Below are 17863 nucleotides of genomic sequence, written 5' to 3' on the forward strand. Positions count from 1 at the left end.
TGCTTTGGTATGAGCTATTTTTGTTAAACATAAGGGTATTGGTAAAACAGTTTTAAACTATTGATGAAATGAAAAAGGTAATTTTAGATTTGGCCGTAACGTTAGATGGATTTATCGAAGGCCCGAACGGAGAGATAGATTGGTGCATCATGGACGATGATATGGATTTTGATAGCTTCCTGTCGAGCATAGACACCATCTTTTACGGTAGGGTAAGCTACGATGCCTGGGGCAATTTCAGTCCGGAAGCCAATGCCAGCGAGGCCGAACAAAGACTATGGCAGGCTGTACACGCAAAGCAGAAGTTTGTTTTTTCAAAGCAGAACCTCAACGATGGAAAAGCCACCTTTGTCCATGCAGCTATTGCTGATAAAGTGGCCGAAATTAAAGCACAGGATGGAAAAGACATTTGGCTGTACGGTGGTGCAGGCTTAATCAAAACATTTATAGATTTGAAGCTGGTTGATGTTTACCGGATCTCGGTACATCCAATAGCTTTGGGTGCCGGTAAGCCTTTGTTCGAAAACCTGAAAGAAAGGGTAAAACTAAACCTGATCAAAACCAATGTTTTCAGGTCTGGCGTAGTACAGCTTATTTACGAATCTAAGTAATTTTAAATGAGTGGCGAGCGTGGTTATGATAGACTGGGGCTTAAACTGCTTTTATCTGGCAATCGCTAGCAAGCAATTGGGCCACCTGATTGGAACGTTAAAAAAATTATCGCTAAAAATGTTCTAAAATCTTACTTTTACTTTAAGGCTTGGCAACCAGTAGCATCTTTAAATTAGCCCGCCAAGCCTTGTTAAAAGAACAGGCCTATTTTAGGCTAAAAAGATATGGAAAGAACCAATTCGAGGCTTCAGGAACTGATCGAACTTTATTTGCAGCAAAGCATTACCGAAGCAGACAAGATCGAGTTATGGGGCTATGTCGACGATCCGGTATTTGAAGCAGAAATCAAGAATTCGCTTTCCGAGGCATTCTACCAGGTAGCACCTGTCGAGCTTACGGCCCTGCAACAAGAGCAGGCACTTAACCATATTTTTCAGGCTGATAATCCGGTTATCACAAGCCAAGAGCCACAAAGGCAACCAAAGCTTAAACGTTTGTGGACAAGGATTGGAGTGGCTGCAACCATAGCGGTTGTATTGGGGCTTGGCCTTTATTTGTACCAACAGAAAACCGAACTTTCGTTGGCCGATCAGGTGGCACGTAGTGGCATAAAGACCGGTGGCAACAAGGCATTTCTAACGTTGGCCAATAACAAACGTATTGTGCTAAGCGAAAGCCAATCCGGAATTAAATTGCAAGACAATAAACTGTCTTACAGTAACGGAACATCGCTTTCGGGTATCAATTCCGCTGATGTGGGGCAAGAATATACGTTGAGCACGCCTAAGGGAGGTACTTATCAGCTGGTTTTGCCCGATGGTTCAAAGGTTTGGCTCAATGCGTCTTCTTCTATCAGGTTTCCTGCCGTCTTTAACGGAAACAGAAGCGTAGAGCTTAGCGGAGAGGGCTATTTTGAAGTAGCCAAAGATGAAAAACATAGCTTTGTGGTCAACAGCCGTTCGCAAAGCGTAGAAGTGCTGGGTACACATTTCAACATCCAAAACTACCAGAACGAAACAACGGCGAAGACTACTTTGCTAGAAGGAAAAGTAAAAGTGTCACTGGCCGATAATGGCTTAACTAGAGTACTTAAACCAGGCGAACAGGCCGGCGTAACCGGTAAACAGCTCAAGGTATACCATGTAGATATAGAGGATGTGGTGGCCTGGAAAGAAGGCTATTTCAACTTTAACAACGAAACGATTGCCCAAATTATGGCCCAACTGGCCATGTGGTACGATGTAAAAATAGATTTCGTGGATCCGCCTTCGGAAGAAACATTTACCGGTCAGATTTCGAGAACAAAAAGCCTAGCCGAAGTACTGGATATTATCGCCAAAGCCAAACCCGTCAAGTTTAAAATCAAAGGCAGAACGATTGAAGTAAGCCATTAACTTGCTAAAAGGACATATTTTTCCTTATTTATTGTTGGCAAGCCAAAAATATCCATTATCTTGTAAATAGGATAAGGTGGTTAAACCAAGCAATTCCTATTGACGGTAAATTAGTTTTGTGTATATGAAGCAACAAAAAATACTGTTAATCATCCTGTTTACATTATTTTTTAAGATTTGCGATGCCCAAAAGGTTACCTTGAACGAGCGTAATTTGGCATTGGAAAAGGTGCTTCGCAAAGTGCGCCAGCAAACTGGCGTGGGTTTTCTTTTTACCGAAAATGCCTTGAAAACTGCCATTCCGGTCACTATTGACGTGAAAGACCGCGATTTAAAAGAAACCCTCCAACTGATTTTCGAAAAACAGCCGCTCCGATACGAATTAGAAAACAACTCGATTGTTGTTTCGACAAAGGAAAAAAGCCTGTTGGGCAAAATCGTTGCCTATTTTAAAAGAATAGAGGTCAATGGCCGTGTGCTCGACGAGGAAGGCAAACCCTTGGAAGGCGCGATAATTAGCCTGTTGCCCACCGGAACCGAAAAGGAAAGCAATTTGCGCAAAGTGCTGGCCACCACGCTTGCCGATGGCAGTTTTCAAATCAGCGGCCTTGCCGACAGTTCATTTTTGTACATCACCTATGTAGGCTACGAACCCTTGCCGATAAGAGCCGTCGAAAAACTGGGTAATTTAAAGCTGACTCTTTCCGGCAATTTAAAAGAAGTGGTGGTCAATACGGGTTATCAAACGCTTACCCGCGAGAGAAGTGCCGGCTCGTTTGCTATTCCAAACTTAGAACTGATGGCCGCACGTACTTCTTCCATGAACGTATTGCAAAGGCTCGATGGTTTGGTGGCGGGTATGGTTATCAATAATTCGCCAACGGCCCATAAAGAAGGCAATACTATTTTGGTTCGTGGCTTGTCAACACTTAATGCCAACCGGTCGCCATTGGTTGTGGTAGATGGATTGGCTATGGATGTTGGCAATATTTCGGCTATCAATCCACAAGATGTAGCGAACATTACGGTACTCAAAGATGCTACAGCGGCTTCGATATGGGGCTCGAGAGCTGCCAATGGGGTAATCGTAATTACTACTAAGAAAGGGGGCGCAGGCAAAACCAAAGTCAACTACAATTTCTTTGTGAATTTTCAGGGTAGGCCGCAATACGACTATTTCCCGGTACTCAATAGCTCGCAGTACATACAAGCCTCGAGAGAAACCTTCGATCCAGTGTATTGGCCCTACAGCAAAGCAACGGTGTACAGCCAGCCTACAGTAACCATCGGCATTTCGCCCGATCGGCAGATCCTCTACGATATGAACAGGGGAGTGCTCAGCGCAGCGCAGGGCAATGCCAAGCTAGATAGCCTGTCCAGAATCAGCAATGTAGGCCAAATGGGCGAGGTTTGGTACCGACCTGCTATTTTAATGAACCACAGCCTTGCTGTTGCGGGTGGCACCGACAAGCATACATTTTACAATTCGTTTGCCTACACCAATGCGCAGAGCTCTACGCCCGGCGAAAGCGACCAGACTTTTAAAATCAATACCCGGCAGGATTTTGCAGTCGGCAAACGGTTAAAGCTTTATTTTATAGCCGACCTCAATTATCAGCTAACCGCAACGGCCAATTTCAAGCCGGTCGACAATCGTTTTCTGCCTTATCAGCTGTTTCAAGATGCCAATGGCAATGCGCTTGCGATGCCTTATCTTGGCTATTTAAGTGAGGCGCAGCGACCATCAATCGAGAACCAGAGCAAGATGAGCCTCAATTACAACCCCTTGCAGGATGCGCAAAGTGGCTTTAGCAAAGGCAACGATTTCAAGGGTAGGTTTAATGCCGGATTGGATATGGAGCTCATTAAAGGCCTGCACTTCGAAGGACTTTACGGCTACATTAAAGGCATTGGCCGTTACAAAAAATACCTCGACCAAAGCAATTACCAGCAACGGATAAACACAGTTAATTTTGCAGTAGCCAACACCGATGGCTCTGTAACCTACAATTTGCCCAATTTTGGTGGCCAATACACCACCAGCAATATCGATTTGCAAAACTGGGTAGTTCGCAACCAGCTGAATTATACTAAAAACTGGAACAGCGGTCAGCATCAGCTGGTGGTCTTGTTTGGTAACGAATTGCAGGAACAGCGCACCCTGAATACCACCAGCGCCGTTTTTGGCTATAACCTTAACCTGCAAACCTATGCCATGGTCGATTATAAGATCCTAAGCTCAACGGGCGTGAAAAATCCGATATTAAATAAGGGCGTAAGCGGTTCTGTTTTAGACCCCAATGTTTATTTCTCCGAATTTGAAAGCGTGCCGCGAACCCGGTACATCTCTTATTATGCCAACGCAGGCTATACCTTTAATGGTAAATACACCTTAAATGCCAGCTGGCGAAACGACCAGAGCAACTTGTTTGGGCCTGACCGCGCTGCGCAGCGAAGGCCTGTTTGGAGCGTCGGTTTAAAATGGAATTTGGGCGCCGAACCATGGCTGTCCGAAAATTGGATCAGCCTTTTGATGCTCAGGGCTACCTACGGCATTACCGGCAATGCGCCCAAGCCAGGCTTTGCTTCTTCAAAAGATGTGTTTGCCACAAAACCCTTAACCAATGCACCGGGTGGGCAGGCCTTGGTCATTTCTACTTTGAGCAATCCAAAGCTTACTTGGGAAAGCACAGCCAATTATAACCTAGGCCTCGATTTTGGCCTGTTGACCCACCGTATTTCGGGAGCGATCGATTTCTATGTCAAAAAAACAACAGGCATGCTAGGTAGGATGCCGGTAAACCCGATTGTAGGTGCCGATGCCATCAACGGCAACGTAGGGAGCATGAATAATAGGGGTATAGAACTTACCCTTAACTCCACAAATATAAAAGGCAGGGACTTTGCTTGGCACAGCAGCTTTATCCTATCTTACAACAAAAATAAGGTCACTAATTTTGGCGCATTGGCCATTCCGATTACTACTGGTGCACAGCAGGTAAATTCGTTGTATACCATGGGCCAATCGGCTTTTGCTATCTATGCCTACAACTATGCTGGGCTCGATCAGCTTGGCGATCCCATGGTGAGGCTGGCCAATGGTTCGCTCACCAAGAGAAATATAGATGTACTGCCTGGCGACGTTTTATACATGGGCAGTATACAACCAGTGTGGAATGGCGGTTTGGCCAATATGTTCAGGTATAAGGATTTTTCGCTTAACCTTAACCTGTCATATAGTCTTGGCGATGTGATGTACAGGAACATGAACCAGGTATTTACCGGATGGGGATTTATTTCGAACCAAAACCTTCAGGCTGGCAACCTACATGCAGATTTTGCCAATCGCTGGAAACAGCCCGGCGACGAGGCTTTGACCAATATCCCAGCTTTTGTTGCCAATAGCAACCTCTCTTCAAGCAGGCGTTTCACCGATTTTTATACCGGTGGCAACCTGAATGTAGTGAGCGCGGCCTATGTTAAGCTAAGAGAGCTTGCCTTGTCCTATCAAGTACCCGAAAGAATAGTTAGGAAAATGAAAATTGGCGGATTGAGCCTGAAGGCCCAATTGTCTAATGTAATGCTCTGGAAAACCAATAAATATGGAATAGATCCCGAATTTCAGGATGCAAGGTTTGCCACCACAAGCCAAATGCCTTCCAATCAGAATACGATCTCTTTTGGCCTTTCCCTAAATCTTTAGCTATGGATACTAAATACTTTAAATACCATAAAATAATTTACTTGCTGTGTTGTGGCATGTTGCTCATTGCCTGTAAGAAAAAGTTTTTGGATATTGACCCGAAAGGCTACCTCATTGCGCAAAAAACCGAGGATTACGACCTGATTTTAAATGACGTAAGCACCTTGGCCGAGATTTCAAGCGTTTCTACCGTGCTCATGTCCGACGAGCTGGCCACTTCGGCATTTTATTTTGAATCAGATACGAGGTTGCTCGATCAGAATGCCTTTAAGTGGGCCGACGATCTTTATACTGTTACGGCACCTAGGTCTGAGTTTTTTGTACTTAGCCAGCAACTTTATCTCTACAACAAAGTTATCAATGAGGTGCTCGATTCGGAAGGCGATAACATGGCACAGAAAAAAATGCTGAGGGCAGAAGCGCTTGCTGGCAGGGCCTATATTTATTTTATGCTGGTTAATTTTTATGGCAAGCCCTATCAGGCCGTTACGGCTGCTTCAGATTTGGGCGTACCCTTGCTCAAAATAGCCGATGCCACTCAAACCAAGTTTACGAGGGCAAGCGTACAGGAAGCCTATGACCAGATTTTGGCCGATTTGAACGAAGCCATGCCCGACCTGCCTGCTAAGGTAAGCAGTAGGGTAAGGATGTCTAAAGCCGCAGGCGAGGCCCTGTTGGGCAAAGTTTATATGTTTATGGGCAGCTTTGATAAAGCCTTGCCTTGGTTGGATAGGGCAGTGGCAGATTTACAAAATGCCAGTGTGGCTGTAGGTTTGTACGATTTTAACAAAGAACTGCTTGCCGGAGGAGTGTGGTACCCCATCAATTCCTTTACCGGACCGCCCAGAAGCGATGCCTACAAAGACAAGGAAATATTGTATTTGAAGCGGGCCACTAACCAGTATTATTATTTGCTTTCGGCGATGGTAGTCAACCCGCAAACCATGGCGCTCTTTGGGGCTAATGATCAGCGACTTAAATTTCTGAGCCCATATCCGCTTGCTGTAGCGCAGTCTTATCCCTTGGGCATGAGGCGAGCCTATGGCAAAGGCTATAGCAATTTTGGCATAGGCGTAGCGGATATTTACCTGTTGCGAGCCGAGTGCAGGTCGCGCATGGGGGATATAGGTACGGCAGCCACAGAACTCTTGGAATTTAGAAAAAACAGGATGCCGGCAGCAGCGGCAGTTATTCCGGCATCGGCAACGGCCAATAAAGTAGCACTAACCAAGTTTATTTTAGAAGAACGTATCCGTGAATTTGCCGTCGATGGGGCGCGTTGGTTTGATATGCGCAGGTTATCCGTCGATCCCGAATATGCGGCCACTGTGGGCAAATCACACCAGGTTTATGATGACAATGGCAATGTAGTAGCAAGCTATGCCCTAAAGCCGGAAAGATTTACGTTGAGGCTGCCACTGTATATTTTGGCGGCCAACCCAGCTATGCCTCAAAACCCTTAGGACTTAACCTATCTATTTAAAAATATAAGCTTCGTTTTTTATTAATCTTAGGTATGCTTGATCTTTTTATTAACTTAGCCCTGAGCTCCCTACATAAGGTTTAAACACACTTTTGATAAAGAAATCCAACCAATGGCGGTCGAACAGCTGTTAAATGAAAGAGAAATATTGCTTCAAATAGCCGATGGGAGCCAAGCGGCTTTCGCGCAGCTGTTTAAGCACTATCACAGCTACGTATTTGCATTTGCCAAGAAAATTACGCATTCCGAAGAGCTGGCTGGAGAAATTGTACAGGACATCTTTTTAAAGCTATGGCTAAAAAGAGAGACCCTTGGCGCCATAGAAAATTTTGGAGCCTACCTGAACCGAACGGTGCGTAATACTTCCTTTAATGTGTTGAGGCAACTGGCGCATCATGCAAAACTCAACCTAAAGCTCAGCTTAGACCAAACAGAACTCGAAGAAAGCACCAACAAGGAACTCGACTATCGAGAAACCAAGCGCTTGCTCAGCGATGCCCTCAATACCCTTTCGGCACAGCAAAGAACAGTTTATCGGCTATGCCACCAAGAAGGCCTAAAATATGCCGAAGCTGCCGAAAAAATGAGTATATCGCCACAAACCGTTCACGAATACATGAAATTGGCCCTACAAAAAATACGGATTCATTTTAAAAAGAACGGTGCGGGCTATCAGATCCTTATTGCCGTACTGTTTAAATTCAAATAGCCTTTTTTATTTCCTTATTGCTGGTATTGGCTAATTATTTGGCTGATAGCCAGTTTTTTTGTGTTTATTTTTTTATGGCATCCCCCCATCAGTACCACATTGCAGTGTCATGCTAAGTAAGGCAACGTAAAGTTACGTACAACTGCACAACCCGTTAAGGATGGTGCGCCGCCTGTAACCAAGTAAAAACTTTTGAATGGAGTAAAGTACCTGTTGGCAATGCCTAGGCAGGGCACGTTCAGACATTTTTGCATGGTTGTGCTTTAATTATAACACTGTGAAATGAATGTATTACTGGCAGATCAGCATCAAACCGTCCATGTGGGACTAAGGTCATTAATATATAGTATGTGGCCAAATGTAAGCATGAAGGAAGCCTCAGCTATAAACGAAGTCGTAGCACTCATCAGTGATGGGGATTTTGATCTGGCTATTATCGACATTTCGTTGCCCGGAGGCGAAAATTTGGAAGAACTAATTGGGCTTTTGGCACTTGAAACGGCCATTGTGGTTTTTTCTGACAATGAAACGGATGTTAACCGTATACAGAAAATGCTTTTGGTTGGAGCCGTTCAGTTTCTTCCTCCAAAAACATCGCTTCTTGAAATCAGAAACCGCTTGGAAATCTTGTTCGCCTAATGCAAAAATTGTTGGACAGCCATAAAATGCTAAGTAAAAAGCCAAAATAGCTAACGCCTAATCCAAGCCCCTATCGAGTTATTCCTATATCCCAGATACATCTTTTGATTGATTACATTGCTGAGCGAAACGTTTACTTATGCTTCAAATCCTGACCAGGCACTTGTTGAGTTGCTGATAAAAGGAGATGCCCTGGCCTATACCGCCATTTACAACCGCTATTTTGATGTACTTTACCTGCATGCACGCAAAAGGCTTGGAGATAATGAAGAAGCCCAGGACCTGTTGCAGGATTTGTTTGCTGCTTTGTGGAACAAACGTGCTGAGCTTCAGCTGAAGTCTAATTTAAAAGCCTACCTCTATGTAGCGGTTAGAAATAAGGTGCTGGATGTCATTTCGCACAAGCAGGTAGCCGATAAGTACATCAATTCGTTGCAGCGCTTTATTGATGAAGGCTATGCGGGGGCAGACCATTTGATCAGAGAGCGCCAACTAAAGGAGCTGATTGAGAAAGGCATTGCAGGACTATCGCCGAGGATGCGCGAAATTTTTGAACTGAGTCGAAACCACTGCTTAACTTATAGGCAAATTGCTGAGCAGCTTGGCATTTCTGAGCAAAATGTAAAAACCCAAATAAAGCTGGCGCTAAAAAAGTTGCGCAAAGAATTGGGCCTAATGCTATGTTTAGCGCTATAAATAAAAAAATGTAAAAAAAAGATTACATTTCGTACCCCCCTAAGAAGCCACATGGCCGTCTATACATTTAATAACCAAAGGTAAAATTTGTATAGATGAACAAGCACAAAGAAGCCCACGTACTTTTGAACAATTATAGACAGGGAAAATGTTCTGCCGAAGAACTAGCCTTGCTAGAAAATTGGTATTTGGTACACGAAGATGAAGAACTACAGTTAAGTGCCGAAGAACTTCTAGAGGCTAAACTGGAAGTTTGGCAAAAGTTGCCGTTTTATCGGCACAACAAGCCTATGGCTAAGCTATGGCCTAGACTTGTTGTGGCAGCCATGCTTGTTTTGTGTACATCTGTAGCGTTATGGCTGGCTAAGCAACGCAATACAAAAGTTGTACAATCAGCAAAAACGGCAGTTATCCAACCGGGAAGCAACAAAGCTACCCTTACTTTAGCCAATGGAACCCAAATAACATTAGACGGCTCGGTTGCCGGAAAACTGACCGAAGACCATGGTATTGCCATTAGCAAAGACAAAAGCGGGGCATTGGTTTACACCCTGCTACCCATTTCACAACAGGTAACCCTTGCCCAAAAAACAAATGCCATTGCCACCCCACGGGGAGGTCAATACCAGGTTAACCTACCTGATGGAACCAAAGTATGGCTAAATGCCGAAACAACATTGACCTATCCATTGGTGTTCGATGCCAGCGAGCGAAAAGTAGACCTTAAAGGCGAAGCCTATTTTGAGGTGGCACACGATGCCACAAGACCTTTTAAAGTGATAACTGCTAATCAAACAGTTAGGGTGTTGGGTACTCACTTCAATGTTGAAGCTTACGAAAACGAAGCTATCACCAAAACAACCTTATTAAGCGGAAAGGTGCAGGTTGAGGAAACGAAAGACCATACGGCTGTGCTGCTTAAGCCAGGTCAGCAAGCGGTTAGCGAAAACGAGGAAATCAATGTGGCCGACGTTCCTGCAAATGATGCTGTAGCGTGGAAAAACGGCTATTTCATGTTCAACAATGAGCCACTGGGTAGCATGATGAAAAAGATTGCAAGATGGTACAACGTAGAAGTGCTTTGTCCGCCACAATTGGCCTCGATGACCTTTTCGGGTTCGGGGCCCCGCAGTTATAACATTAACCAAATATTAAACAAAATAGAACTCACAAATGCAATCCACTTTAAGATAGAAGGAAGGAGGGTAGTCGTTATGCCTTAGCTCTTATTGCTCACTGCCGGCAAAAAACCAAGCCCAATAGCAGTCGCAATGCTATTGGGCGGTAAGTTGTTTTTATTGCCGGGTTTATTATGTCGCTCCGAATTAACCAAGTCGAAACTAAACCTAACAAACAAATGTATGAAATTCAAAAGGGTTTTAGGCATAGCCCCTGCTATACCTATGCCAGAAAACTAATCAAATTCAAACTGATACTTGTGGTGCTCATTTTTGCCATTCTTCAGGCAAGCGCGAGCAGTTATGCCCAAATTACACTGAACGAAAAGAACGCAACGCTAGAAACTGTGCTTACGAAGATAAGGAAACAGAGCGGCTACGATTTTTTCTACCAAACAGCAGTAATGGTCAAGGCCAAGCCAGTAACCATCGTGGTAAAAAATGTAAGCGTGGCCGATGCATTGGCCCTCTGTTTCAAAGGCCAGCCCCTTACGTACCAAATTGAAGACAAAACCATTGTGGTGCGTTACGCCGCTCCAACGGGGCTAACCCAAACGGTTGAGGCCCAGGTGATAACCGGTAAGGTGTTGGGCGAAAACGACAAGCCCTTGCCTGGTGTAAACATCAGAATAAAAGACAGCAAAACCCTGCTTGCGGCAAGTAACGAGAAGGGTGAATTTTCAATTACCGTGCCTAACGGCAACGAAACCTTGGTATTTTCTTATGTGGGCTACCAAACTAGGGAAATCAAGCTTCAAGGTGGTGCTGCGCTGTTAATTGTGAAAATGCTTCCAGAAGAAAACGTAATGAAAGATGTGGTAATTACGGGGATGGTAAACAAGAGCAAAACGGCTTTTAGTGGTGCAACAGCTACTTTTACCGGCGAAGAGCTGAAGCAAGTGGGCAACCAAAACCTCATCAAAAGCCTGGCTACCCTAGACCCTGCATTTATCCAAATTGAAAACAACTCGGCCGGCTCCAATCCAAACGTATTGCCTACTGTCGAATTAAGGGGCCAAACCAGTATCGCTACCCAGCAGCTGCGCGATCAGTTTTTGGGCGACCCTAACCAACCCCTGTTCATTTTGGATGGGTTTGAAACCAATTTACGTACCATCGTCGACCTTGATATGAACATAGTTGCTTCGGTTACCATCCTCAAAGATGCGGCCTCTACAGCGCTTTATGGCTCAAGGGCTTCTAATGGAGTGGTTGTGGTAGAAACCAAAAAGCCCGTATCGGGAAAAATAAGGTTAAGCTATTCCTCAGACATGAACATAGAAATGCCTGACCTTTCCTCATACAACATGATGAATGCCTCAGAGAAACTGGAATACGAACGTTTGGCGGGAAGGTATACCAGTACCGATGGCTATCAACAAGCTTATGATACCTTGTACAACAACCACCTGAGAGAAGTTTTAAAAGGAGTAAACACCTATTGGCTTTCGCAGCCTTTGCAAACCGGCTTTTCTTTGCGCCACTCTGTGAGTGCAAGTGGGGGCGACAATGCCATACGCTATAGCATTGGCGCAAACATACGCCAGAACGACGCCACCATGATCGGAACACAACGTAAAGACTGGGGTGCCTTTGTTGACTTGTCATATCGGACCGGTGCTTTTAACATTTCGAACAGGACCTATGTAAATGGGTACAACAAAGTCGATTCGCCTTATGGCAGTTTTTCAGATTGGGTAGAAACCAACCCTTATTTACGTCTGCAGGGAGCTGATCAAAAATACATTGAAAATGTAAGATTGTCCCACTACTCGGGAATAGGAAAATTGCTGATGACCCCTAATCCTTTTTACAATGCCGGTTTGCGAAGTTTTAGCAAGGGCTCGTCTTTTGGCGTACAGAATAATTTTTCGATGAATGCTGAGTTTAACAGAGTTTGGAAAATTGGCTTAAATGCACAGATCAGCAAATCGGCTACCGAGGATGTTTCCTTTGTTTCGCCACTCCATACACAATATGAAAACATAGAAGACCCTACGTTAAAAGGGAGGTACAGCAATACGAGAAATGGTGGACTGAATTACACAGCGAACTTGAGCGTTACTTACGCAAAGGTATTTGACAAGCACATGGTAAATGCCTTTGCAAGAGTAGAGTTTGCGCAGAATGATTTGAATTTAAAGGGCTTTTCGGTTTTGGGTTTCCCAAATAACAGCAATGGCAACCCGTCTTTTGCCTACGGTTTTGCCGCAGGGGCCAGGCCAACGGTGGCCAATTCGCTTACACGACGCAATTCTAACATAGCTTCGCTGAGCTACTCTTACGATCAGCGCTACAATGCCGACTTTAACCTAAATATTGATGGTTCTACGGCCTATGGCGCATCAAAGCGCTATGCTTCTTTTTATAGTGCAGGCTTGAGCTGGAATATCAACAGAGAAAAATTCATGAAAGGAATAGAATGGATCAATGTATTAAGGTTGAGGGGTAATGTGGGGCTTACAGGTAACCAAAACTTCAATAATGTTAACCAGTCTGTTTATGCCTATTATGCTACCGTTAATACCTTTGGCCAGGGCGTGTACCTGCAAACCTTGGGTGCATCAGATTTAGAGGCCCAAAAGACCTTGCAAACCAGTGTTGGAATCGATGCAACGCTATGGAACAATAGGCTGAGGCTACAATTTAACGCCTACAGAAAACTAACCGATCCGTTGGTAGTGGCCGTTAGTTTACCTAGCTCGACGGCTTTGGCCACTTACCCTCTTAATACAGGTGCAAGTACCACGAAGGGCATAGATGGAAGCTTGTTTTTTTCGCCTATTTACAAACCTGGCAAATTGGTATGGACTTTAGGCGCCACTTGGGAAGTATCCAGACAGAAGTTCAGCAAGTTTGATCAAAAGCTAGAAGCCTTAAATACTACGCTTAGAAACAGCAATTCGTTAACCAGGTACAGAGATGGCTATAGCAGCTATGATCTTTGGGCTGTACCCTCATTGGGCATAGATCCTGCTACGGGCAATGAAGTGTTTTTGGGCAAAGATGGCCAACAGACATTTGTTTACAATACCAGCGACCAAGTGGTGGTAGGTAGCTCAAGGCCCAAAATCCAAGGCGTAATCAGCTCGAGCCTGTTATACAAGGGTTTTAGGGCAGGCATATCAATCCGATACATATTGGGCCGTTCCATCATGAATAGCGCGTTGTACGAAAAGGTAGAGAATATTTCGGCGGCCGATTTGCTGAATAACCAAGATAAACGTGCGCTTTACGACCGTTGGAAAAATCCAGGAGATGTGGCACAGTTCAAAAAGATTTCGAGCACGACCACTACACCAATGTCGTCGAGGTTCTTGCAAAAGGAAAATGCCTTTATCGGCGAATCGTTCAATGTAGGTTATGAGTTTAAGGATAAGAAATGGCTGCAATATGCCTACTTGGAAAGGCTTTCGCTCAATGCCTATTCAAATGATTTGTTTTATGCTTCGAATATCAGGAGAGAGCGTGGCATCGACTATCCTTTTGCGCGTTCGGTTTCCTTTAGCTTGCGAGCCACTTTTAAATAATATCCACCCCTGTGATACTTAAAGATTTTGTCACCATTAAACGAATAGAAAGATGAAAAAATGGTTTAATTATATGCTTTTGTGTCTTGCTTTGGCCAGTTTGCCAAGCTGCAAGAAATGGCTCGATGTAAGGCCCGAAGATAAATTTACAGAAGCAGACCTGTATACCAATGCCTCTGGTTTTGAAGACGCCATGAACGGACTTTACTTGCAATGCAGCAGCACCAATATGTACGGCGCCCGGCTTACCATGACCACCATGGATGCCTTGGCCAAGCTGTACCACTTAACCAGCGAAAACAATCTTTACCAAATAGCCAACTATAACTATGGCGATGCTTCTTCGCTTTCGCAGATCGATGCCACTTGGTCTAACCTGTACAAGGCTATCCTTAACATGAACAAGCTACTGCAAAGCTTAGAAACCTATGGCAACGTACTTGATCTTAAAACACGCAATATGTACAAAGGCGAAGTGCTGGCCCTGCGTGCATTTTGTTATTTCGATTTGATGCGCATGTTTACCAAACCCTATGCGCTTAGCCCGACAGATAATGTGCTGCCTTATTACGATAAAGCTACTTATGAAATCTCCGATTTTAAAAGCAACGCCTTTATCATGGAGCGCATCCTCAAAGACCTGGGTGATGCAGAACAGCTGTTGCAACAAAACGACCCTGCGGTAACACAGGCACAGGTAAGCAAGGCCACCTTAAGCTTAGTTCGCAATTCGCGCAATTACCGCATGAATTATTATGCGGTTAAAGCCCTACAGGCTAGGGTAAACCTATGGAAAGACGACAAGCCTGCCGCTTTGGCTGCCGCACAGACCTTGATTGCCAATCAGGCTAAATTTCCATGGACAGAATTTTCCGACTTGAATATCAGTGAGTCGTCTAACAAAGTATTTGCCACCGAAATGATTTTTGGGATTGAAAGTACAGAACTGACCAAGACATTCAATGACAATTTTGCCCCCTCATTACTCGATGGAAAGATACTTGCCGGAAACCCAACGGGGGCTTTTATTTCGGCTACCATATTTGAAGGCTTTGCCAGCGACTATAGGTTCCAGTTTGTTTGGAAAATAGACGGCAAGCCTTATTATACCTTCTTTAAGTATAAAAACGGAAGCAATGTTTCGCAGTCCTGCAACAATACCATTCCGCTCATCAAGATGGGTGAAATGTACCTGATTGCGGCCGAGTGCGAAACCGACCCTGCAAAAGCCTTGGATAACCTCAATGCCTTGCGTACGCACCGTGGTATTGCCGCACTTGTTGGATCCTTAAGCACAACGCAGCTAAACGACAGGATCATGCGCGAATACCGCAAAGAATTTTATGGCGAAGGCCAATTGTTTTTCTATTACAAAAGGAAACAGATGACCTCTGTTGCAGGGGCTACCAACAACGTAATCGTGAGTATGAGCCCAAGCAACTATACGTTTCCTATCCCGCTATCCGAAACACGACCACGATAAAAAAAGACAATTAAACCAAGGTGTTAATCATTAAAAACAAAAAAATGAAAATAGAAACCTTAAAAAAAATCAGCCTTATCCTGTTGGTTGGCGTCATTTGTGGCGCTTGTAAAAAAAACAGTCTGGCTACCTATAGCAACGAAAAGGACGAAAGAAGCGTTTATTTTCCACTGGCCGAAACCACCAATACCGTCACCGTCAGTTTTGGCTATGCGCAATCGCAGGTAAGCGATTCGCTGATCGCTATCCCCATCCGTACCATTGGTGCACCGGTGGGAGCCGACCAAAGCTATAAGCTCGATATTGGGGCCAATAGCACCATGAAGGCGGGCACCGATTACGATATCCTCAACCCGACAACAGCGATTAAGGCCGGTTTGGTAGCCGATACTTTAAAAATCAAGTTGAAACGTACCCAGCAGATACGAAGCGACAGTCTTTTTCTTTACCTGGAGCTACAACCCAACGAATATTTTGCCCAACGCTATCAAACCGGCAAGATTAATGGGACTAGCAGGACTTTTACCCGCTTAAGGATCAAATTAGATGATATTGCCGGTCCACCGCCTTATTGGATAGCGGGTCACCCAGCCCTAAGTATAATGACCGACTACTTTGGGGCTTACAGCACTTTAAAATTCCAACTTTGGCTAACCCGCTATAATTTAAATGCGGTCGATTTAATGGATCCCAACTGGTCCAAAAACAATTTTTCGAGAATTGTAGCTTATAGCAGCGGACTTAAAGCCTACCTGCAGCAAATGCAGCTAGACAAAACCCCCATATATGAAGCCAATGGTACTTTAATGGCCATGGGACGTTACGCCCGATAAGCGAGCAGTACATTTTTAATTCACCTCTAAACTAAGCAAAATGAGAATAAAGAACCACCTATGGATTTTTTGCCTTTTTTTATGCGCCATTAACCTGGTAGCCTGTAAAAAAGATTTGGGCAATTACAGCTATAAGGAAGTAAACGAAGGCACGATTTCAAAACTTGAAATTTCCTATACTGCGCTGAGAGGACAGCGCCTGCAGATTATGCCCGAATTGTCGTTTACCCTCGATCAAACCAACGATACCACGAAGTACAGTTACCAATGGATGATTACCTATCCAGCCACCGAAAACAGAAAGGTAATTGCCCGTACGCTTCGGTTAGACTGGCTGGTAGACTTACCATCGGCCGATTACAAATTCAATTTTTCGGCTACAGATAAAGCTACTGGTTTAAGCTGGAGCAAAGAAATGACCCTTAAGGTTACCAGCAATATTGGCGATGGCTGGTTGGTGATGAATGATATCAACGGTATGGCCAGGCTCGATTTCTTTAACTATTCGCCGGCCAGCAGCAACTTCCAGTACTATCAGGATATATTGGCAATTCAGGCGAATTTAAGTTTAAAAGGTAAGCCGAAATTGGTTTATTACTGTCCACGCAGAGATGCTTTTAGCCTAGTAAGTGCCAAGTGTATTTTCGTGGCCAGCGACGAGGAATCTTATGTAATCAATACGCAGAACAATAATTTTGTTTCACCTGCTTTGCTTGGTAGCATTTTTGGCACCTATAATCCGGCCCCATTTTATCCAGAAAGGGTAGTTTCCTTAGGAGGCACTAACAGGGTAGTGTACATGTTGACCAACAAAGGCGATCTGTCATTCGAAATCGCCTTATATTCATCTCCTTTTGGTACCAGGGTAAATAAAGAAAGCAATGGGCGCCAGTTTGCTATTTCGCCTTATTTCTGCGAATCGTACCGGAGTGATGGACAGAACTATGTGTTGATGTATGATACCGACAATAAGCGTTTCATGGAGCATAAAATGTCAAATGCTTATGCTACGATACCGGTAATTACCGGCCAAAATAAACTCTTTGTTCCTGGCAACATGGGCATGGATCTGCTTTACCTGGCCAATACGCCAGCTTTGGGTAGCCAAGCCTATGCCTTGTTCAAAAACAGTCAAAACCAGGTTTATCTGGCACGTATTGTGGCCAATTATTCTACGTTTAGCCCCGTAGCTTTCGATCAGGTTAAAACCGCTCCAGAACTTGTTAATGCTACACAGTTTGCTATCGATCCGGTAGAAGGCTATGTCATGTATCTGGTAGGCTCTAAAATTTACCGTTATAATCCATCTGACCAAAGCAATACGCTGGTGCTCGATTTGGGAACTCGCAAGGTAAGCCTCATCAAATACCAGAAACTGGTTTTAACGGGTTCTTTTTCCGATGCAAGACTAACCGAATATTCGAGAAAACTGATCGTATGCAGCTATGACGAAGCCTCGCCAACTACTTCTGGCAAGATGGAACTGTATACCGTTCCAAGCCTAAATGGGGCCTTAAGCCTTTACAGGTCGTTTGATGGACTGGGCAAAATTATAGATGTAAGCTATAGAGAATAAACCTGATTAACCCTATAAAAAACTAAA

Annotated in this window: 12 protein-coding genes; all 12 read left to right on the top strand. The window is 44.3% G+C overall.

The genetic code is table 11. The features are described from left to right. Window positions 1-68 precede the first annotated feature (68 nt). Window positions 69-611: a dihydrofolate reductase family protein gene (locus tag VRU48_RS03665; RefSeq protein WP_330106567.1), complete on the top strand. Its 543-nt coding sequence runs from the start codon at window positions 69-71 to the stop codon at window positions 609-611. Between the two features lie 225 nt (window positions 612-836). Then, window positions 837-2006, top strand: coding sequence for a FecR family protein (locus VRU48_RS03670; RefSeq protein ID WP_330106568.1), 1170 nt, complete (start codon window positions 837-839; stop codon window positions 2004-2006). A 124-nt stretch (window positions 2007-2130) separates the two neighbouring features. Beyond that, entirely contained in the window at window positions 2131-5709 is a 3579-nt protein-coding gene (locus VRU48_RS03675; RefSeq protein WP_330106569.1) for a SusC/RagA family TonB-linked outer membrane protein, read from the top strand. Between the two features lie 2 nt (window positions 5710-5711). Next, window positions 5712-7172: a RagB/SusD family nutrient uptake outer membrane protein gene (locus tag VRU48_RS03680; protein WP_330106570.1), complete on the top strand. Its 1461-nt coding sequence runs from the start codon at window positions 5712-5714 to the stop codon at window positions 7170-7172. Window positions 7173-7304: 132 nt separating this feature from the next. Next, on the top strand, window positions 7305-7901 hold the full coding sequence (locus tag VRU48_RS03685) for an RNA polymerase sigma-70 factor (RefSeq protein ID WP_330106571.1): 597 nt from the start codon (window positions 7305-7307) through the stop codon (window positions 7899-7901). Between the two features lie 282 nt (window positions 7902-8183). Further along, window positions 8184-8540 carry a response regulator gene (locus VRU48_RS03690; protein ID WP_330106572.1) on the top strand — a complete coding sequence of 119 codons (357 nt, stop codon included), beginning with the start codon at window positions 8184-8186 and terminating at the stop codon, window positions 8538-8540. Between the two features lie 108 nt (window positions 8541-8648). Continuing rightward, on the top strand, window positions 8649-9236 hold the full coding sequence (locus VRU48_RS03695) for an RNA polymerase sigma factor (RefSeq protein ID WP_330106573.1): 588 nt from the start codon (window positions 8649-8651) through the stop codon (window positions 9234-9236). Window positions 9237-9331: 95 nt separating this feature from the next. After that, window positions 9332-10459, top strand: coding sequence for a FecR family protein (locus tag VRU48_RS03700; RefSeq protein ID WP_330106574.1), 1128 nt, complete (start codon window positions 9332-9334; stop codon window positions 10457-10459). Window positions 10460-10593: 134 nt separating this feature from the next. Next, window positions 10594-13944 (top strand): SusC/RagA family TonB-linked outer membrane protein, encoded by a 3351-nt coding sequence (locus tag VRU48_RS03705; protein ID WP_330106575.1) that lies wholly within the window; start codon window positions 10594-10596, stop codon window positions 13942-13944. Window positions 13945-13996: 52 nt separating this feature from the next. Further along, the gene (locus VRU48_RS03710; RefSeq protein WP_330106576.1) at window positions 13997-15427 is read left to right on the top strand and encodes a RagB/SusD family nutrient uptake outer membrane protein; all 1431 of its coding nucleotides are present in this window, start codon (window positions 13997-13999) and stop codon (window positions 15425-15427) included. A 44-nt stretch (window positions 15428-15471) separates the two neighbouring features. Further along, window positions 15472-16260: a DUF4843 domain-containing protein gene (locus VRU48_RS03715; RefSeq protein ID WP_330106577.1), complete on the top strand. Its 789-nt coding sequence runs from the start codon at window positions 15472-15474 to the stop codon at window positions 16258-16260. Window positions 16261-16300: 40 nt separating this feature from the next. Beyond that, entirely contained in the window at window positions 16301-17836 is a 1536-nt protein-coding gene (locus VRU48_RS03720) for a PKD-like family lipoprotein (protein ID WP_330106578.1), read from the top strand. Window positions 17837-17863: the final 27 nt, after the last annotated feature.

The organism is Pedobacter albus, from assembly GCF_036324255.1.
In the GTDB taxonomy this organism is placed as follows: domain Bacteria; phylum Bacteroidota; class Bacteroidia; order Sphingobacteriales; family Sphingobacteriaceae; genus Pedobacter; species Pedobacter albus.